The sequence below is a fragment of the Catenulispora yoronensis genome, assembly GCF_039531695.1.
GTDB lineage: Bacteria > Actinomycetota > Actinomycetes > Streptomycetales > Catenulisporaceae > Catenulispora > Catenulispora yoronensis.
On the sequence record NZ_BAAAQN010000002.1, the window covers coordinates 163,230 to 182,361 of the forward strand.

Annotated in this window: 15 protein-coding genes and 1 pseudogene; all 16 read right to left on the reverse strand. The window is 71.4% G+C overall.

Annotation, left to right across the window (positions count from 1 at the left end; translation table 11 throughout):
• Positions 1–39 precede the first annotated feature (39 nt).
• The 16 genes and pseudogenes from ABD481_RS02190 to ABD481_RS02260 all read right to left on the reverse strand — a co-directional run bounded on the left by ABD481_RS02190 (position 40) and on the right by ABD481_RS02260 (position 19,099).
• Positions 40–1,644, reverse strand: coding sequence for a DUF2142 domain-containing protein (locus ABD481_RS02190; protein WP_344663763.1), 1,605 nt, complete (start codon positions 1,642–1,644; stop codon positions 40–42).
• Between the two features lie 189 nt (positions 1,645–1,833).
• Positions 1,834–2,586 carry a polyprenol monophosphomannose synthase gene (locus tag ABD481_RS02195; RefSeq protein ID WP_344663917.1) on the reverse strand — a complete coding sequence of 251 codons (753 nt, stop codon included), beginning with the start codon at positions 2,584–2,586 and terminating at the stop codon, positions 1,834–1,836.
• A 453-nt stretch (positions 2,587–3,039) separates the two neighbouring features.
• Positions 3,040–4,368 (reverse strand): annotated as a pseudogene (gene wsfD, locus ABD481_RS47600) (glycan biosynthesis hexose transferase WsfD); the annotation flags it as partial.
• A gap of 117 nt (positions 4,369–4,485) precedes the next feature.
• Positions 4,486–5,997, reverse strand: coding sequence for a polysaccharide biosynthesis protein (locus ABD481_RS02200; RefSeq protein ID WP_344663764.1), 1,512 nt, complete (start codon positions 5,995–5,997; stop codon positions 4,486–4,488).
• Between the two features lie 13 nt (positions 5,998–6,010).
• Positions 6,011–7,225, reverse strand: coding sequence for a UDP-galactopyranose mutase (gene glf, locus ABD481_RS02205; protein ID WP_344663918.1), 1,215 nt, complete (start codon positions 7,223–7,225; stop codon positions 6,011–6,013).
• A gap of 8 nt (positions 7,226–7,233) precedes the next feature.
• Entirely contained in the window at positions 7,234–8,166 is a 933-nt protein-coding gene (locus ABD481_RS02210) for a glycosyltransferase family 2 protein (protein WP_344663765.1), read from the reverse strand.
• Between the two features lie 101 nt (positions 8,167–8,267).
• Positions 8,268–9,965, reverse strand: a complete 1,698-nt coding sequence (locus tag ABD481_RS02215) for a hypothetical protein (RefSeq protein WP_344663766.1) — start codon at positions 9,963–9,965, stop codon at positions 8,268–8,270.
• Between the two features lie 78 nt (positions 9,966–10,043).
• Complete coding sequence (locus ABD481_RS02220) at positions 10,044–11,291, reverse strand: acyltransferase family protein (RefSeq protein ID WP_344663767.1); 1,248 nt, start codon at positions 11,289–11,291, stop codon at positions 10,044–10,046.
• Entirely contained in the window at positions 11,288–12,265 is a 978-nt protein-coding gene (gene galE, locus ABD481_RS02225; RefSeq protein ID WP_344663768.1) for a UDP-glucose 4-epimerase GalE, read from the reverse strand. Before galE ends, ABD481_RS02220 begins: the two co-directional genes overlap by 4 nt.
• A complete protein-coding gene (locus tag ABD481_RS02230; protein WP_344663769.1) occupies positions 12,262–12,696 on the reverse strand; it encodes a DUF2304 domain-containing protein in 435 nt (144 codons plus the stop codon). The genes galE and ABD481_RS02230 overlap by 4 nt, the downstream gene beginning before the upstream one ends.
• 5 nt (positions 12,697–12,701) lie before the next feature.
• Complete coding sequence (locus tag ABD481_RS02235) at positions 12,702–13,388, reverse strand: glycosyltransferase family 2 protein (RefSeq protein ID WP_344663770.1); 687 nt, start codon at positions 13,386–13,388, stop codon at positions 12,702–12,704.
• A gap of 211 nt (positions 13,389–13,599) precedes the next feature.
• Complete coding sequence (locus ABD481_RS02240; protein WP_344663771.1) at positions 13,600–14,634, reverse strand: NAD-dependent epimerase/dehydratase family protein; 1,035 nt, start codon at positions 14,632–14,634, stop codon at positions 13,600–13,602.
• A 70-nt stretch (positions 14,635–14,704) separates the two neighbouring features.
• Entirely contained in the window at positions 14,705–15,478 is a 774-nt protein-coding gene (locus ABD481_RS02245) for a glycosyltransferase family 2 protein (protein ID WP_344663772.1), read from the reverse strand.
• Positions 15,475–16,686, reverse strand: a complete 1,212-nt coding sequence (locus ABD481_RS02250) for a nucleotide sugar dehydrogenase (RefSeq protein ID WP_344663773.1) — start codon at positions 16,684–16,686, stop codon at positions 15,475–15,477. The genes ABD481_RS02245 and ABD481_RS02250 overlap by 4 nt, the downstream gene beginning before the upstream one ends.
• A gap of 87 nt (positions 16,687–16,773) precedes the next feature.
• A complete protein-coding gene (locus ABD481_RS02255) occupies positions 16,774–18,855 on the reverse strand; it encodes a hypothetical protein (RefSeq protein WP_344663774.1) in 2,082 nt (693 codons plus the stop codon).
• Positions 18,856–18,958: 103 nt separating this feature from the next.
• Positions 18,959–19,099, reverse strand: coding sequence for a hypothetical protein (locus tag ABD481_RS02260; RefSeq protein ID WP_344663775.1), 141 nt, complete (start codon positions 19,097–19,099; stop codon positions 18,959–18,961).
• Positions 19,100–19,132: the final 33 nt, after the last annotated feature.

Below are 19,132 nucleotides of genomic sequence, written 5' to 3' on the forward strand. Positions count from 1 at the left end.
CCCATGCTACCGACCTGTTCCGGGCCCGGGCGCCGCCGCTCAGGAAATCCTTATGTACCGTTCACGGATTGTGACCGAATCGACGTCTGATATGGGACCTGGGCCGGTCGCGCGCAGTGCGAACGTGAGCAAGGCCACGGTCCCGGCCACTCCCAGGAGCACCGCCGGGACCGCCGCGCCCGGCGGCGTCCAGGGTCCGGAGAAGGGGTTGACCGAGGGCGTCTGGCTGAAGAGGAAGAAAAGATTCGGATGCCGTGAGGTGAACGCGTGCTCGTAGCGCAGCATCGTGATCCACAATGCGACGGCCTGGGTCGGGATCAGGACCCAGACGGCCCAGCGCATGGTGCTGACCTGGCGCGGGACGGTGACCAGGCCCCGGTCGGCGGCCACGTATCCGGCCAGGATCGGGGCCCCGACCAGCAGCGGGAGCGCGTAGCGGCCCTGCGAGAACCACCAGCCGCCGGCCGCGGCCTGCAGATCCGCGCCGACCAGGAACACGTAGCCGCCGCCGACGATCGCCGCCAGCTGGAGCAGCACCCGCCATCCGGCGCGGCGGGCCACCGCGATCAGCAGCGCGCCGACCGCGGCGAACCAGGCCAGGGTGAGCGGGAACGGGATCGCGACGTCGCCGTAGGAGGTCAGCCCGACCAGGCCGGAGGTGTAGAACGGCACCCGGTGCGTCAGCTCCTTGACGAGCAGCGCCGTGCCCTGCGGGATCGCGGTGGTGGTCTTGCCGGCCGTCGGGATGCCGCCCTGCGTGGACAGCAGTATCCAGGCCGCGCCGAACACCGCGGCCGCCGCCACGAGCGCCGCCCAGAGCCGGACCGCCGGCCGCCGGGCCAGCTCCGCGAGCCGCTCCCGCCGTGCACCGAAGGCGACCACCACCAGCGCGGCCACCAGCCAGCCGATGCCGAGTTCGCGCAGCACCACCAGCGCCCCGGCGCCCAGACCGAACAGCGCCAGCGTCCACTTCGAGTCGTCGCCGGCCAGCAGGATCGCGATCAGCGCGGTCCACACCGCCACCCCGGCGGCGATCTCCGGTCCGGCCGGGTTCACGGCGCCGGCCAGGTTCAGCACCACCGGCGTCACCGCCAGCAGCACGCCGCCGAGCACCAGCGGCCCCCGGCCGCGCGCCAGCCGCACCGCCACCGCCGCCGCGCCGGCCAGCAGCGCGCTGGTCAGCAGGCAGGTCAGCAGCCGGGCGGCGATCACGCCGCCGAACGTCGGGGAGAGCTTGAGGGGCCAGCCGATCACCGCGTAGTAGAGCGGGTTGTAGTTGGCCGCGCCGCTGGTGGTGACCACCCGCCGGGACTCGTCGCCGGGGGCGGGAGAGCCGAGGCAGGCCGCTGAGACGTCGAGCTTCCAGCGCGTGCAGGAGTCCTCGTCGGCGTCGCCGGCGCCCGGGGGCACCAGGCTCTTGGGCACGGTCACCTGGGCGTCGGCCCGGGCCGCGATCTGCCCGTCGACCACGCCGTAGGCGCGCACGACGTGCCGGAACTCGTCCGGCGAGCCGTCGTAGGGCAGCGCGACCGACCAGGCCGCGCCGAGCAGGAAGAAGCCGAGGAAGGCCACCAGGAAGGCCCGGGCCCCCGTGGACCGCGGCAGCAGGCGCAGGACGGGGCGGAGCGGGGCGGCGGACGGCATCAGGCCAGTGTAGGGCTGTTCATCGTACGGATCGACCTGCCCGGGGCGGAAACGGCCGGTGGCCGGTGGCGGACGACACTCGCCCGCCACCGGCCACCGCCGCGACTCACTGACCGGAACCCTCCGGGTCGGAACCACTCCGGATCGGAACCACTCCGGAGCGACCCCCGGAGCCGCTCCCGCGCCGCGCTACTTCTTCCCGACCAGGCGTCCCAGCCGGTACTTCGTACCCCAGACCGTGGTCCGCCACAGCGCCTCGGCCACTATGTTGCCGCTCATCTTCGACGCGCCGAGTTCGCGCTCCACGAACGTGATCGGCACCTCGACGATCTTCAGCCCGGCCCGGTTGGTGCGCCAGGCCAGGTCGACCTGGAACGTGTAGCCGGCCGAGGACACGCTGGCGAGGTCGATCTTCTCCAGCGTGGCGCGGCGGAACAGGCGGTAGCCGCCGGTCGCGTCCTTCAGGCGCATCCCGGTCACCATCCGCACCCAGGTGTTGCCGCCGCGGGAGAGCACCTCGCGGCGCTTGGGCCAGCCGACCGTCTTGCCGCCGGGCACGTAGCGCGAGCCCAGGACCAGGTCGGCGTCCTCGGCGACCAGGGCCGCCAGCAGCGCCGGGAAGTCCTCGGGCCGGTGCGAGCCGTCGGCGTCCATCTCGCAGATCACGTCGTAGTCGTGCTCGATGCCCCAGGCGAACCCGGCCAGGTAGGCCTTGCCCAGGCCCTCCTTGCCGGCCCGGTGCAGGACCTTGACGCGCTCGTCCTTCTCGGCCAGCTTGTCGGCCAGCTTGCCGGTGCCGTCCGGGGAGTTGTCGTCCGCGACCAGGATGTGGACCTGCGGGTTCGCGGCGTGCACCCGGCTGACGATCTTCTCCAGGTTCTCCGCCTCGTTGTAGGTCGGAATGATCACCAGGACGCTCAGGTCCTTGGCCGCAGATTCCACGTCGGCTTCGCTCTTTCTGGTGTGGAGGGGGACGGTGCCCGCGCCCGGCTCGGCGACGGTGACCGGCTCGGGACGGAGCCGGGCGGCCGCCACGGCGGTGACCACGGCCACCACCGACGCGAAGATGCTCAGGTTCATGTGCTTGCTGGTGTCGATCCCGTCGAAGTAGGCCGCCGCGCAGAACTGCAGCAGCGCCACCGACGTGAGGAACAGCGTGGTCCAGGCCAGGGCCTTGCGCTCGCCGGCGGCCCGGTCCCGGCGGCGGGCCAGCAGCCGGGCCGCGACCGCGGCCGGCAGCAGCCACAGCAGCACCAGCGGGATCAGGCCGGTGTTCCGGAACAGGCCCAGGGTGCTGGTCACCGGGGTGAAGCGCTTGTCCACCAGGTTGGGCCGGGCGGCGCGCGAGCCGTACCGGTCGTAGTTGGCCAGCGGGATCGCCTGCTGGTCGTGCGGGGTGGCGGTCTTGCCGGTGTAGCAGGAGCCGGTGTAGGTCGGCCGCACGTAGAAGAACGAGTTCGCGGCGTCGTTCGCGACCCGGACCGCCCGGTCCGGGTGGGTCAGCAGGAACTTGGTGGTGTTCCCGAAGTCCATCGCGTTGTCCAGGGCCGGCTCGGCCGCCTTGTCCCGGGCCACGAGCTTGTCGTTGTCGGTCTTGGGGTCGTAGGTGCCGGTGTCGCGCAGGCTGACCAGGTAGGGCGGACACCACGCGGCGTGCCCGACCTGGTCGATGTAGTAGAACGGGACGCCCAGCGCCTTCATGTCCCCGGCCGGGTCCGGGCTGACGTAGAGCAGCTCGTTGAACAGGAAGTCGGCCTTGGTCTGCAGCGTGAAGTGCGGGTCCTGCTGCGGGGTGAGCGCGGAGGAGCCGGCCAGCAGCACGGCGGCCGCGCCGATCGGCAGCACCCGGGAGCCGATCCGGCCCCGCAGCGGTCCCACCGCGACCGGGAAGGCCAGCACCAGCAGCGTCAGCGGCGCGAGCAGCACTATCATCTGCGCCTTGGACGTGGTCAGGAACAGCCCGGCCGTGACCGCCAGGGCCAGCCCGGCCCAGCGCGCCCGGCCGCCCCGGAACAGCAGCAGGACGGCCGGCAGCAGGAACAGCAGGCCGATGACCGCCGAGATCTCGCTCAGCGGCGAGGCGGCGAAGTCGATGAAGCTGGCGTCGGCGACCACCGCGAGCACGGCGCCGCACAGCAGGTAGCGGAACAGCCGGCGGGTGCGCAGCACCGCGAACAGCAGGCCGATCGCCACGCCGATGAACACACAGCCGACCGCGCCCAGGACCCGCAGGTCCAGGGCGGAGGCGCCGTTCCTGTTGGTCAGGCCCAGCGCCATGGTCAGCTGGTGCGCGATGTGGATCAGCACCAGCTGGCTGGAGGAGTACGGCGGCTGCGGCAGGTCGGCCCCGAAGTACGGCGTGGTCCTGCAGGTGTTCCCGGCCTTGGACACGTACTGCCAGGTGACCCACCGCCGCATGATGTCGGAGGAGTCGATCGACTTCAGGCTCAGGTGGCACAGCAGCCGGCTGCCGTCGTAGTTGTCCGCGACGCCGACCGGGGTCGGGAGCATCAACCGGGCGAACAGCAGCACGGCCGCGCCGACCGCCACGGACACCGGCTCCACGACCCGCCGGGACAGCAGGGCTCGTATTCGGCCGGGTCGACCCGGAGGGACTGCCTCCGTGGTCGAGGGACCGGCCGTCTCCTGACTCGCAGTGGACAAAAGAACCTCTTCGGGGCTGCGCAGATCAGTTATATGGGGGCGGATGCGGGGCGCCGTCACCGGCGAGGAGGAAAACGCGACAGTAGACCTTACCCCGTCGTCAAGCGGGAGGATCCCATGACCCGGCCGGACAGCGCGGCAGGCATGAGCATCCTGTCACCGTGGGGCGCGTCCCGGTCACGCATCGACAGCGAGGGTGGGGGAGACGGCGGGGGAATCGGTGGGGTTGGCGGCGGAGTCGGTGGGGACGACCGGGGCGGACACCCCGCGCACCACCCCCACGCCCATCGCCGCGGCCACCACCGCGGGGCCGATCAGCGATCCGGCGACGGCCGCGGCGACCGGGTCGGACGGCCACACCACGGCGGCCGTCATCACCGCCGCCCCGGCGCCCCAGGCGATCGGCACCAGCCGCTGCCGGCCCAGGCCCACCAGGGCCGGCTGCAGCACGCTGACCGCCATCATGCCGCCGGTGCCGATGCCCATCAGGGCCAGCGACCAGGCGGAGATGCCGTGCGCGTTGAAGAAGGTCGACAGCACCCACGGGCCCAGCACCGCGAGCCCGGCCGCGGTCGCCGCGCCCAGGCCCAGCATCGCCGCCACCCCGACCAGGACGGTGGTCCGCACCTGGTGGATAGCGCCCCGGGCGGCGGCCGAGGTCAACCGGGGGAGCAGCAGCGCGGTCACCGGGAGGGTGAGCAGCACCGGGATCCGGGACAGACTCGCGGCCTGGACGAACGCGGCGGCGGTGGTGGTGGCGTGGCTGAGCCGGGCGCTGGCAGCCAGCGCCGGCAGGTTGGCCACCAGCTGGGTCAGCAGCCCGGCGCCGACCAGGAACAGCAGCCCGGCGGAGATCCAGCGGTGGCCGGGGTCCGGGGCGGCCGGTGCGGCTTCCGAGTGGGCAGCTTGGGCACGAACAGTGTCGGCGTGGACCGTGTCCGCACGAACACCATCGGCATCAACCACACCAGCACCGAGGTCGGCCTGCCCGAGCCGACCGTTCAGCCCGCCATCCGCGACCCGGCTCGCTGCTTCGGCGTCGACTCGGTCCCCCGCCTCCCCGAGCGCCGCGCGCAGGAACGGCCGCAGCTGCCAGAAGCCGACCGAGGCGGCGAACAGCAGGCCGACCGCGTAGATGTAGCTGTACGCGAGCATCGACCCCGCGCCGAGCGCCGCCAGCGCCAGGCAGGGCAGCAGTCGGGTCCCGCCCTCGGCCAGCAGGGTCAGGGCGTAGCCGCCGAACCGCTGGGTGCCGCCGAGGAGGCCGCGGGCGCAGTAGGACAGTGTCGCGGTGCAGGTGCCCAGGATCACCGCGCCGATCAGTGGCCAGGCGCCGTGGAGCGGGCCGGCCACCAGCAGGGGGGAGATGGCGCCGATCAGCAGTAGGCAGACCGCCAGCAGCAGGCCGGCCTGTCGGAAGGCACGGCGCACCACCGGTCCGAGCCGGCCGCCGGTGGCCGTCGCGTGGCTGACCGATCGGCTGACCTCCTGCTCCAGGCCGATGAACACGCCTTGTCCCAGGGTGTTCACGACCACGTAGAAGGAGGCCATGGCGGCCTTGTCGCGGCTGTCCGGGAGCTGGCCGGCCAGGGACAGGAACGCGTAGCCGGCCACGGCGACCATGACCAGCGAGCCGCTCATGGCCACCGAGGAGCTCAGCAGCAGCCGGCGCAGTGCGGTGAGGTTCACGCTGGGGGTCCGCCTAGTCCGCCAGGCCGGCCTTCAGCGGAGCGCCCTCGGTGAAGTACGGCGTCAGCCGGTTGTCCACCAGGCTCAGCGCCGAGCCGATCGCCATGTGCATGTCGAGGTACTGATAGGTGCCCAGGCGGCCGCCGAACAGCACGTCGGCCTCGCGGGCCGCCAGCTCGCGGTAGGCCAGCAGCTTGCGCCGGTCCTCGGGGGTGTTGATCGGGTAGTACGGCTCGTCCCCGGGGCCGGCGGCGCGGGAGTACTCGCGGACGATCACCGTCCGGTCGTCCGGGCTCTCGCGCTCCGGGTGGAAGTGCTTGAACTCGTGGATCCGGGTGTAGGGGACGTCCTCGTCGGCGTAGTTCATCACCGGCGTGCCCTGGAAGTTCCCGACCGGCAGCACCTCCTGGACGAAGTCCAGCGTGCGCCAGCCCAGCTCGCCCTCGGAGTGGCCGAAGTAGCGGTCCAGCGGGCCGGTGTAGACGATCGGGGTCCCGGCCGGGATCCGGTCGCGGACCTCGAAGAAGTCGGTGTTCAGCCGCACCTCGATGTTCGGGTGGTCGGCCATCCGGGACAGCCACGCGGTGTAGCCGTCGACCGGCAGCCCCTCATAGGCGTCGTTGAAATACCGGTTGTCGTACGTGTAGCGGACCGGCAGCCGGGTGATCACCTCGGCCGGCAGCTCGGTGGGGTCGGTCTGCCACTGCTTCTTGGTGTAGCCGCGGATGAACGCCTCGTACAGGGAGCGGCCGATCAGCGAGATCGCCTTCTCCTCCAGGTTCGCCGCGTTCGCCGAGTCGATCTCCTTGGCCTCGTCGGCGATCAGCTCGCGCGCCTCGTCCGGGGTCAGCACCCGGCCGAAGTACGCGCTGATGGTGCCCAGGTTCACCGGCATCGGGTAGACCCGCCCGGCGAAGACCGACCACACCGTGTGCCGGTAGCCGGTGAACGCGGTGAACTCGTTCGCGTAGTCCCACACCCGCTTGTTGGAGGTGTGGAACAGGTGCGCGCCGTAGCGGTGCACCTCGATCCCGGTCTCCGGCTCGCGCTCGGAGTAGGCGTTGCCGCCGAGGTGGTCGCGCCGGTCCAGCACCACCACGCGCTTGCCGAGCTGCGAGGCCACCCGTTCGGCGACGGTCAGCCCGAAGAACCCGGAGCCGACGACCACCAGGTCGGCCTTTGCCAGCTCGGTCTCCGCCAGATCAGCCGCCACCAGCTCGGCCCCGATCGCGGCGCTCACGGGCGCTCCTTGCCGGTCGAGGGCTTCGCCGGGCCGAAGGCGTGGCGGGCCAGGTTCTTGATGCCGGCGGTGTGCTTCTTCTTGATCGCGGCCGGCAGGAAGGTGGCGGCGTTCAGCCGCGAGGAGAAGTGCCGGCGTCCGGCCCTGGCCGCCTTGTGCCAGCCGAGGTCCTCCATCTCGCCGGCCATGGTGAGGAAGTAGTCCCGCTCCTCGACGAACCGGGTGCCCTCCAGCGCGCGCCACGAGGAGTCGCTGGCGCTGTGCCGCCGGTATTCGAAGCAGACCTGAGGGTCCACCACCATCGATCCGCCGGACTTCACCAGGTCCAGCAGCAGCGCCAGGTCCTGCACCACGTTCAGCCCCTGCCGGAAGCCGATGGCGGTGACCCGCTCGCGGCTGAAGCACAGCGAGGGGAAGTAGGTCCAGTTGCTGGCCAGCAGGCTGGCCGCCAGCTGCTCGCCGGACAGCCGGGTGGGCTTGCTGACCTTCGGCATGTAGATGCGCTGCTTGGCGGTGTCCACCAGGGGCCGCACCGGGGCGTTGTGCTCGTCGATGACCTGGACGCCGGGCTGCACGACCGCGGCGTCGGGGAACGTCCGGTAGGCGCGCAGCACGACGTCGACGTAGTCGGACCGGTACAGGTCGTCGGCGCCCATGATGGCGACCAGGTCGAACTCGGCCATCTCCAGGCAGCGGCGGAAGTTCCCGTTGGCGCCGAGGTTCTTCTCGTTGCGCTCGTACCGCACCCGGGGGTCCTGCGCGGCCAGGTCGGCGAAGTAGCCGGGGATGGTCTCGTCCGGGTACCCGTCGTCGACGACGGTGAGCCGCCAGTTCGGATTGTCCTGTTTCAGTACGCTCTGCACGGTTTGCTTGAGAAGCCCCGGATCACCGTAGAAGGGCACGAATATGTCGACTTTGTCTGCGGACATGGTGTCACTTTCGGTGGATGGACGGCCGCGCGGCCTGGTCGGGCCGGGGGCGGGCGCCGGGAGCGGCGATCATATTACCTGTCGGATTCATCGGCATCGGGTCATTTGCCGTTCACCAGGGTCGCGCCGAGCCGGAGGTTGTGCGGACTGTCGTGGTGGGCGTTGAAGGCCAGCTGGCCCGGGGAGCCGTCGTTCTTCGGCATGAACTTGTCGGCGTTCGCCGAGCCCGCCATGCCCGCGAACAGGGTCAGCGCGAAGCCCGCGGCGACCAGGCCGGTGCCCACGGTGCCCACGGTGCCCGCAGTGCCCATGGCACGCACAGGACCCGCGGCGGCCGGGACGTTCGGGCCCTTCGGGGCTTCACCGTCGTCCTGTGAGACCGATTCCGACTCCGAGGCCGCCGTCGCGGGCTGTGCCCGCGCGACCAGCGTGGCGTACAACTCCTGGAGCTTCTCCGAAGCGGCGATCACTGCGAAGACCGCCAGGATCAGGAAGCAGTAGATGATCACCGACGTGGTGCGCGGCCAGTAGCGGACCAGCTTGTCCGGGAACATCTCGGCGGCGAGGTGGAAGCGCATGATCCAGCAGCCGGCCAGCACGCTGACCGTGACCAGCACCGGCAGCTTGCGGATCCCCAGCCAGATCGCGACCCCGGCGGCGACCACGGCCAGCGCGGCGTACACGTCGATCCCGCCGGCCTCCCCGATCGGCGGCCACACACCCTTGGCCAGCGGACCGGGCAGGTCGGTGAGGTACAGGAAGGGGTAGCCGGGGTCCTGGTCGGTCTGGAAGAAGAAATACGGGTCCGGCGCCTCGTCCAGCAGTCCGAGCAGCAGGTGCCAGCCGATCAGCAGGAAGCCGGCGCCGGTGGCGGCCAGCAGCACCAGCGCGTCGCGCCAGGCCGCCCACGGGAACACCGCCAAGGCCGCGACGGCGATGCCGATCGCCATCCAGTAGAACGGGCCCGAGAACAGGATGAAGATCTCGCCGAGGCCCAGCCCGACCAGCAGCCCCGTCCCGGCCAGCCGCTTCCAGTCCCGGTCCGCGCAGGACCGCAGGTACCGCACATAGGCGATGACGATCGGCAGCAGGATGCCCAGCACCACCGGCTCGTAGGCCTTGTACGGCTCGGACAGCGCGCCGGTGTACAGGCAGGCGATGGCGCAGGCCCACGCTCGCCCGGCGCACAGCCGCCAAGCCAGATACACCGCCGGACCGAGGACGGCGGCCGTGACGATCTCGGTGAACTTCAGGCCCTGGAAGACGTTGTCGTGGAAGAAGAACTTCGACACGAACCACACGATCCGCGGGTACAGCGGCGGATACCCCGGGTGCGTCATCTGCCCGTGCTGGAGCATCAGGGTCCAACGCTCCATGTCGCCGGCGTCCCCGCCGGTGCCGTTCAACGGCAGCGCGACCCCGCGCAGCGCCAGCAGCACGCCGCCGCCCACGAATCCGGACATCAGCCCCGGCAGCAGCGGGAAGACGGCCCGCGACGCCCACTCCCGGCGCGGCGCGGAGTTCCGGACCAGCACCAGCAGCGCCACCCCGGCCAGGGCCGGCAGCACGAACCGGATCTGGAGCGAGGCCAGGCCGCTGACCTGGCTGTTGCGCTCCAACGGCGCGAAGTTCCGGATGGTCGCGGTGGACAGCAGCATCCAGGCGGCGCCCGCGAAGGCCGCCGCCGCCTCCAGGAGCATCCCGCGGCTCGCGGTCCAGGCCCGGGCGGCGACGGCGGAGGGGACGGCGCGCGTGGCGCCGGCGGCTTCGGCGGGCGGTGCTGAGGCGGTCGCGGTCACGGATTCCTCATCAGGGTTCGGCGGTCGGGGCGGGCGAGCGGGGAGCCGGCCCGTTCGGGTGCCCACGGTGGCGGCGGCTCAGTGCGCCAGCGAGCTGTCCAGCTCGCCGAGGGGCTCGACCCTCGGTTCGACACGGGTCTCGGCCTCGGACGCGGCGTCCTGGCGGGGGAGCGGCGGACGCCGGCGCGACGGGGACCCGGACTCCGCGTCCGCGCGCCGCATGGCGTCCAGGGAGTGCTTCATGCCGTTCTTGAGCAGTCTCTGGGCCGGCTTCTCCACGAAGCGCTGCACCAGATAGCACAGAGTCAGGATGAGCGCGGCCGCGATGCCGACCGTGGGCCAGAACGACAGGTGCTCGTGCAGGTAGGCGATCAGCGTGAAGCCGATGTCCTGGTGCAGCAGGTAGAGCGGGTAGGTCAGGGCGCCGAGGGGCGCCAGCGGGGCCCAGCGGATCCAGTCCAGCTTGTGCGTCGCGACCAGCGCCATCAGCCCGAAGAACAGCAGGATCGCGACGGTCATCGGCCACTGCGGGTAGGACCAGCCGACCTCGGGGAACGCCGCCGGATCCGGTCGCAGCTGCGACTGCGCGGTGAGGAAGGCCACCACCACCAGGCCCCACAGCAGCAGGGTCGGGCCGAACCGCCACATCAGGAAGAACGCGACGCCGGCGATGAAGTACGGGGCGTACTGCGGCTGCACGACGGCGTTCAGGGTGCCGTTGCCGGTCATCTGCCCGAACATCGCGACGAAGACCCACAGCCAGCAGAAGTACATGACCCGGCGGTAGGTGACCCCGAACGCGACGACGATCGCGAAGATCAGGTAGAACCGCAGCTCCGCGGCCAATGTCCAGTACACCGGGTCGATGTCCCGGACGCCGTAGAAGCTCTGCGTCATGGTCAGGTTCATCAGCACGTCGTGCGGCAGGCCCCGCGAGTTGTGGAAGCCCAGCTTGGAGAACGTCAGCAGCACCAGGACGCTGGCCACCACCGCGAACCAGTACGCGGGGAACAGGCGCGAGATCCGCGAGGCGCCGAACTGGCCGACCGAGCGGCCCCAGCTGCTCATGCAGATCACGAATCCGCTGATCAGGAAGAACAGCTGGACGCCGAGGTCGCCGTAGGTCGCGAAGTGGACGACGCCTTCCGGCTCGATCTGCTTCAGCTGGGTCACGCCGTACGGGAAGATGCGCGGTCCGCCCAGGCCCAGCGAACCGACGGCCAGCCAGTGCCGGGACACGACCAGGAGCGCGGCGATGAAGCGCAGCAGGTCCAGCGTGTAGAGGCGGGACGAGCCGCGGGCCGTGGATTCCGACCGGCTGCTCATCGGTGCCACCCCGCCCACGCCGACTCCACCATCTCCGCCAGACCCAGCCGCGCGGTCCAGCCCAGTTCCTCGCGGATCCGCGCGGACGCCGCCACCGACCGCGCCGGGTCGCCGGGCCGGCGGCCCTCGACCGTGCCGGTCAAATCCGGCAGGCCGGCCGCGGCGCCGACCGCTTCGATGATCTCCCGCACCGACACGCCTACGCCGCGCCCCGCGTTCAGGGTGAGTGCCACCGGAGCCGCGGGTCCGGCCCCGGGCTCCGCCGCCAGCCGCCGGACCGCCGCCACATGGGCCTCGGCCAGGTCGGCGACGTGGATGTAGTCGCGGACGCAGGTGCCGTCCGGGGTCGGATAGTCGTCCCCGAAGATCCGCGGCGGCAGGCCGGCGGCGATCCGCTCGAAGACCATCGGGATCAGGTTGGCCACGCTCCGGTCGGCGAGCTCCGGATCGGCGGCGCCGGCGACGTTGAAGTACCGGATGCTGATGTGGTCCAGCGGCTGGGCGAGCGCCGCGGCGGCGATCAGCTGCTCGCCGACCAGTTTCGTCAGGCCGTAGGGGCTCAGCGGCGCACAGGGGGTGTCCTCGCTGACGTGCTCGACGTCGGGCATCCCGTAGACGGCGGCGCTGGAGGAGAACACGAGCGCGCCGACGTTGTGCGCGCGCAGCGCGCTCAGCAGGACCCGCAATCCCTCGACGTTCTCGTGGAAGTAGTACAGCGGCTCGGCGATCGACTGCGCGACCTGCTTCTTGCCCGCCAGGTGGACCACGCCGCGCACCTCGCGGCCGGCCAGCACCGCGTCCAGCGCCGCCGGGTCCAGGACCGAGCCGACCACCAGCTCCACGCCGTCCGGCACCCGCTCCTTGAACCCGGTCGACAGGTCGTCCAGCACCACCACGTCGTGGCCGTCGGCCAGCAGGGCCCGGACGACGTGGGCGCCGATGTATCCGGCGCCGCCGGTCACCAGCCAGGTCATCGGCCCGGACCGGTGGGCACCGGGGACTCCGGCAGCTCGGCCAGCTCGGTCAGTTCGGTCAGTTCCGGCACGACGGCGGGTGCGGCGGCTGCGGCAGGCACGGCCGGCAGCTGGGCGTCGCGCAGCGCGATGGACCGCGCCAGGTCGGTGAAGCGCCGCTCCAAGGTCCGGAACCGCAGGAAGGTGTTCACGGAGAAGAACGCGAACGCCACCACGAGCAGGTACAGCAGCAGGTCCGCGCCGCGGCCGACCCCGACCCGGTGCGCCAGCCAGGTGGTGTCGTCCGGCCGCAGCACCGCGTCCAGATTCAGGATCAGGAAGACCACGAACCCTATGCGCTTGACCGCCTGCGTCCGCACCGAATGCGAGCTGCGTATGAAGAACACGAACAGGACGAAGGACATCGCGATGAGGATGACCTGGATCAGCATGACGTTCACGCCCCTCGCTGCCGGACCGACAGGTCGAACAATATGTTGACGCCGTTGATCAGCGACTGGCCCTTGGACCGCGAGTACTCGGTGTACAGGATGGTCACCGGTACCTCCCTGACCGTCAGCCCGGAGCGGGCCAGGAAGCCGACGATCTCCGAGGCGTGGGCCATGCCGTTCATCGTGATCCGCAGCCGTGAGGCCGCCTCGCGGTTCAGCACCCGCAGGCCGTTGTGCGCGTCGCTGAGCTTCAGCTTGCGCGCGGTCGGGCTCAGCGCGACCACGGTCCGCAGCACGATCCGCTTCAGCAGCGGTATCTGCTCGTTCTGCTCCAGGAAGCGCGAGCCCAGCACCACGTCCGCGCCCTCGGCGCGGGCCACGGCCAGCATCGCCGCGGCGTCCTCCACCCGGTGCTGGCCGTCGGCGTCGAACGTGACCAGGTACCGCATGCAAGGCTGGGCCAGGGCGTAGGCGATCCCGGTCTGCAGCGCGGCGCCCTGCCCCAGGTTCACCGGATGCCGGACCAGGTGCGCGCCGGTGTCCGCGATCCGCGCCGCCGAGTCGTCGCGGCTGCCGTCGTCGACGCACACGATGTTGGGGAACGTCCTGCGGGTGTTCTCCACCACCTCGCCGATGACGGAACCTTCGTTGTAGACCGGGATCACGATCCACACGTCGTCGTAGTCGGCCATGGCCGGGGACTTCCTCACTGAGCTGGGGGTGCGGGCACCGCGGGTCGGGGATCCCGCTCCGTCGTCTGACACGCCGCCGGATCGGAAGTCGGTTCCATCCGGCCCGGGACCGGACGGACGCCGGTGCCGCCGCGGGCCCACGCGGCGCCGACGCGCTCATGGTACTTACTGCGGCCCGGTCCTGGCTCCCGCCCCCGCGATCCGCGTCCGCTCAGATGGTCCCGTTCGCCACCGCGTTCACGATCCACGGGATCACCTCGTCGAGCATCTCCTCCAGCGAGGTGGCGGCCTCGAAGCCCAGCACCCGCTTGGCCTTCTCGGTCGCCGGCACCCGGCGCTGCACATCGTGCTCGAACGGGTCGTCGCTGACCAGCCGCAGCGGGACGTCCGGGCCCTTGATCTTGCGCCAGATCGCCTCGGCCAGCTCGGCCACCGTGTGCCCGGCCGGCGTGGAGAGGTTGAAGTCGTCGTTCAGCGCGTCCGGGTGCTCCATCGCGGTCACGATGCCGCGCGCCAGGTCGCCGCCGTAGGTGTAGTGCCGGATCTGCTCGCCGGTGCCCAGCACGTGCAGCGGGTCCTGGCCCTTGACGATCTTCTGCACCAGGTCCGGCACCACGTGGCTCATCGCCAGCTTCACGTTGCCGGACAGGATCTCCTGGTCGCCCAGGGCCCGGGACTCGCCGATGCCGACGCAGTTGAACGGCCGCACGATGGTGTAGGGCAGCTTGTACTGGTCCCACGCGGCGCGGGCGAAGTACTCCACCGCCAGCTTCTGGAAGCCGTACGACGACAGCGGCGGCGGCACCTTGCGTTCGTCGCCCTCGGCCGAGGGCCAGTGCTCGGTGGACTCGAAGACCATCGACGAGGACAGGTAGGTGACCTTGCGCAGCCGGCCGGTGCCCCCGTTGTGCGCCTTGATCGCCGCGTCGCAGGACGACGCGATGATCCGCTCGTTGGTGGCCAGCAGGTCGTAGGCGTAGGTGTGGAAGTAGGAGATGCCGCCGATCAGCGCCGCGCCGGCGATGAAGTGGTCGCAGTCGGCGAGCAGCTCGGTCAGCAGCGGGGTGTCCCGCACGTCGCCTTCCACCAGGGTGTAGTCCGGGTGGTCGTCGTAGGACTTGGTGATCTTGCCGTACTTGGAGAAGTTGTCGATGCCGACGACGGTGTGGCCCCGCGAGAGCAGCTCCTCGACGACATAGCCGCCGATGAAGCCGGCCGAGCCGGACACGAGGACTTTCTCAGACATGGCGTTCGCTTTCTGGGATCGGTGCTGGGGTGCGCATCCGGTGCGCCGCGCGCCGGGTCCGGCGCGGCGCTCAGTCCTGCCGGGACTTGGCGCGTACTTGGTCGACGGTCAGCGGCGGGCCGAAGGCGAAGCGGTACCAGCGCAGGTACTTCGGCAGCCAGCGGCGCAGCTGGAAGTGCGAGTCGCCCTCGGCCCGGTCCAGCCAGATGGTCGGGATCTCGGCGATCGGCCGGCGCAGCCGGCGGGCCTTGGCGGCCAGCTCGATCCCGATCTCGAAACCGTCCCGGGAGTCGATGCCGACCTCGCGGACGAACTCGGTGGAGTAGGCCTTGAAGGAGTTGGTGGCGTCCCGGGTGCCGACCCGGGCGAACCAGGCCAGCGAGCGCCCGGCGGTCCCGGACATCAGGCTCTTGAGCAGCGGTCCGCCCACCTGCTGGCCGCCGGCCATGTAGCGGGAGGCGGCCGCCACCGCGACGCCGCGCTCCACCAGCCGGGCCAGGTCGTCGATCTGGCGCGGGTCGTCGCAGCCGTCGGCCATGGTGACCACCGCGGCCGGGCTGCGGGCGGCGTCGATGCCGAACCGGATGGCGTTGGCCGGCCCGCGGCCGTAGGTGTTGACCAGTGCCTTGAGCCGCGGCTCGGCGGCGGCGTACTTCTCGATCACCGGCAGTGTGCTGTCCTCGGGCGTGTCGACCACGACCAGCACCTCGCACGGCAGCTGCACCGCGTCGAACAGCCGGTCCAGCACCGGGACGATGTGCTCGCCCTCGTTGTAGGCCGGGATCACCACCGACACTTTCGGCTGCCGCGGCTCCGGGCCCAGGTCCGGCTCGGCGGCGCTCATACCCGCACCCCGTTGCCCAGCACGTTCCAGATGTCCGCGACCGGCACGGTCGGGCGCAGGTCGCGGTACTGCGGGTGCGGCGCGCCGATGATCAGCAGGTCCGCCTTCTCCAGCACCTCCTCCAGGCTCACCAGCGAGGGGTCGGTGCTGACCAGCGGGTCGGTGCACAGCACCGCGCCGGCCTTGAACCGCAGGATCCGCTTGAGCTTGTACGACAGCGAGGAGCGGGTGTCGTCCGAGCCGGCCTTGAAGGCCATGCCCAGGATGCCCACGGTCATCTCCTTCAGGTCGTACTGCGAGTCCAGCCGGTCCACCACGTACAGCGGCAGGCCCTCGTTCGTGGTCATCGCGGCGTAGCCGAGGGTGAAGTTGTTGTTGTGGAAGGCCGCCAGCTGCATCGCGTCCTTGAACAGGCACGGCCCGGCGGCGAAGCCGGCGCCGGGCATGTCCGCGGCGCGCGGGTAGTCCTGGGCCAGCCCGGCCCGGATCCGCTCGAAGTCCAGGCCGCGGTCGTTGGCCATCATGTAGAACTGGTTCACCGCGGCGAACTTGATGTAGCGCCAGGTGTTGGTGAACAGCTTGGCGAGCTCGGCCTCCTCCGGACTCAGGTGCACGATCCGGTCGGTGAGCCGCCGGAACAGCGCCTCGGCCCGGGTCCGGGCCCGCTCGGTGCGGCCGGAGACGATCTGCGGCAGCTCGAACAGCTCGGTCATGGCCCGGCCCTCGGCGATCCGCTCCGGGCAGAACGCCACGTCCATGTCGACGCCGAGCCGGTCGATCATCTGCTCCACCAGCGCGGTGACGCCGGGGTAGACGGTGGACCGCATTATCAGGATCTGGCCGTCCCGGAAGTGCGGTGCGCAGGCCTCCAGGGCCCGGGGGATCGCGGTCTGGTCCGGGTTCAGGTGCTCGTCCACCGGCGTGCCGATGACCACGATCACGTGCTCGCAGCCGGCCACCACCGCCGGGTCGGTGGAGGCGGTGAGCCGCCCGCCCGCCACCGCGGCGGCCAGCAGCGGCTGCGCCCCGGGCTCGTCGAAGGGCAGCCGGGCCTCGTTGACCGCCGCGACGGCCTGCGCGCTGACGTCGTAGACGGCCACCGACGCGCCGCGGTCGGCCAGCGCGATGGCCAGCGGCAGGCCGACGTGCCCGCCGCCGCCGATGACCACGACGTCGTGGGCGAAGCCGTGCTGAGTGGTTTCGGCCATGGATTCCCTCGTGAACGATTGCGGGTTCGGCGATGACGCGTCGGCCCACCCTATTTCATCAGTGCCCGTCGACGAGCGGCGCGGGCGTCAGCCGGTGAACCGCGGGACCACGACGACGGCCAGCCGCAGCTCGGGGTGCTGCGCGGCGAACGCCTTCAGGGCGTCGGCGACCAGCCGGTTCGACACGGCCATCCGCAGCCCCGGCGGCTGCTCCCTGATCCACTGTTCGAGCCGGTCCAGATAGACCCCGGTGCGGTCGGACAGCTGGTCCTCCGGGTCGAGCTTGACCGAGGCCAGGCCGTCGATACCGCGGCCGCCGAGCCCCTCGACGTCCACCAGCCCCAGATCGCCGTTGAGCACGGCCAGGAACATCGTCAGGTGCCGGTTGTCGTGCCCGTTGTCGGAGAAGATCGTCGCCGTCGGCACCCCGTCCCCCAGCGGCAGGGCCTTGGCGTAGGCGATGGTCGGCTTGGCCCACTCCGAGGGGATCAGGCCCTTCTGCCACACCGCTCCGGCGGTCAGCCCGGAGGGCACCGGCTGGCCCCACTGCCAGTCCAGCGGGACCAGCGGCACGGCGCGGGTGAAGATCAGCGCGACGGCCAGGGCCGCGGCCGCCGGCGGCAGGTCGAGCAGCCGCCGGGTGCCGAGCCGGGGCCGCTCGGTGCGGGGCGCCGGCTTCAGGAACAGCCCGATCGCGCCGAAGCCGCACAGCGACACCACCCACGCCGCCTCCACCATCTTGGAGCTGTAGTAGCCGGGCTGGCCGATGCGGGAGTGCCCGTACCACTCGCTGCCGACGGCGATCGCGCAGGCCGCCGCGACGAACGCGGTCAGCACCCACCAGGCCGGCGACCGGCGGCCGGCCCGGGTCGCCAGGCCGGACAAGGCGATCAGCGCGAAGCCGACGGACGCGGCGCGCGAGAAAGCCCAGTAGGCGCCGCCCTGCAGGAACAGTGGACCGGTACTGATTCCCGAGTGCGCCTTCGCCTCGTAGAACGGTATGTAAGAGATCGGAAGCACGACGACCGCGACCACCACGACCAGGATCCAGTGGCGCAGCAGGCGGCGCCAGTAGAACGCGATCGCGGCCAGCACCCCGACCCCCATGAAAATGGCGAAGAGGCTGTAGACGAAGCTGATCCCGGCCATCAGCGCGCCGATCAGCAGAATCTGCTCCCGGACGTCGCGCGGCGGCCGGACGAGGATCGCGGTGGCGACCGCGAGCAGCCCCAGGGCGAGCACCTCGGCGTCGAAGCCCTGCCAGTCGAGCGTGGACAGCTCGCCGTACACCGCCATCGCGCCGACGGTCCCGCAGATCAGGACCCGTCGCCACCCGGCCATCGCGGGCCCGGCGATCCAGCGCGCGGACCACACCACGGCCATGCAGGCCAGGGCCATGGCGAGCATCTCGTACTGGTGGTAGCGGGTGAAGGCCAGGACACTGGCATCCGGGGTCGTGGTCGACCGGCGGAACACATCGAACAGCGCCCACAGGTAGTGCGAGCCGGCCGGATACGTGTACTGGTTGCCCTGCATGACGAACCGCGCGGAGGCGCCGCCGTGCAGGAACGGGTATCCGCCGACGTGCCGGGCGGCGTCGAACAGTGCGAAGTGGTTGAACGAGTCCTCGCGGGAGGACGTGTAAGCCAGGGCCTTGACGAAGCTCTTGCCGGCCGTCGGCCCGCTCTCCACCCGGTAGGACAGCACCGGGGCGGCCAGCACTATCAGGTCGCTGGCGAGCACCCGGCGCGGCAGCCGCGGGCGGCGGCCGGTGGCCGCGCCGACCGCGACCAGCAGCGACAGCAGCGTGCCGCCGACCGGGACCGGGGCCAGGCCCCAGGGCCAGACCGAGAACAGCAGGCCCAGGACGATCAGGACCCCGCTGAGCAGGCCGGCGGTGATCATCAGGCGGTCCAGCAGGGTGCTGCCGACCCGCAGCAGCGAGGCGGTGCCCAGCCCGGCCGCCGCCAGGATCAGCAGATCGGCGTGCAGCAGGTGGGCGAGCAGCGGGAGGATCCAGGCCGCGGCGAGCAGTCCGGCGACCGCCGCGCCCCGGGTGCGCAGCACCGGCGGAAGGCGGGACACCGGGAGCCGGGGTATCCGGTCGGACAAGGACCGGTCGCGCTCCTGCTCCCGGTCGGCGGTGGAGGGGCTGACGGTCGTTTCCATCGGGGGTACCTCAGGTTCGACTATGACGGCGAGCGTTCGCCGGGGACTTCGAGGCTGGCAGGCACGCGGCGCGGGGCGCCGAAGTGCGGAGTGGCTCGGCGGTTCAGGAACGGTCGGCGCGGTTGTCGGTGCGGTCGTCGGTGCGGTCGTCGGCGGAGCGGCCGGCGCTCGCCGAGTACTCCGCACAGCAGAACGGACGCACCGGGCCGACGAGGTCGTCCGATGCGTCCGTGAATGGCGTCATGAGTCCGAACCCCCTGCTCCGGCCGTGGCGTGG

Coding starts and splice junctions, on each gene's coding strand:
- ABD481_RS02190 (WP_344663763.1), bottom strand. CDS start 1,644: ATGCCGTCCGCCGCCCCGCTCCGCCCCGTCCTGCGCCTGCTGCCGCGG.
- ABD481_RS02210 (WP_344663765.1), bottom strand. CDS start 8,166: ATGTCCGCAGACAAAGTCGACATATTCGTGCCCTTCTACGGTGATCCG.
- ABD481_RS02220 (WP_344663767.1), bottom strand. CDS start 11,291: ATGAGCAGCCGGTCGGAATCCACGGCCCGCGGCTCGTCCCGCCTCTAC.
- galE (WP_344663768.1), bottom strand. CDS start 12,265: ATGACCTGGCTGGTGACCGGCGGCGCCGGATACATCGGCGCCCACGTC.
- ABD481_RS02230 (WP_344663769.1), bottom strand. CDS start 12,696: ATGCTGATCCAGGTCATCCTCATCGCGATGTCCTTCGTCCTGTTCGTG.
- ABD481_RS02235 (WP_344663770.1), bottom strand. CDS start 13,388: ATGGCCGACTACGACGACGTGTGGATCGTGATCCCGGTCTACAACGAA.
- ABD481_RS02240 (WP_344663771.1), bottom strand. CDS start 14,634: ATGTCTGAGAAAGTCCTCGTGTCCGGCTCGGCCGGCTTCATCGGCGGC.
- ABD481_RS02245 (WP_344663772.1), bottom strand. CDS start 15,478: ATGAGCGCCGCCGAGCCGGACCTGGGCCCGGAGCCGCGGCAGCCGAAA.
- ABD481_RS02250 (WP_344663773.1), bottom strand. CDS start 16,686: ATGGCCGAAACCACTCAGCACGGCTTCGCCCACGACGTCGTGGTCATC.
- ABD481_RS02255 (WP_344663774.1), bottom strand. CDS start 18,855: ATGGAAACGACCGTCAGCCCCTCCACCGCCGACCGGGAGCAGGAGCGC.
- ABD481_RS02260 (WP_344663775.1), bottom strand. CDS start 19,099: ATGACGCCATTCACGGACGCATCGGACGACCTCGTCGGCCCGGTGCGT.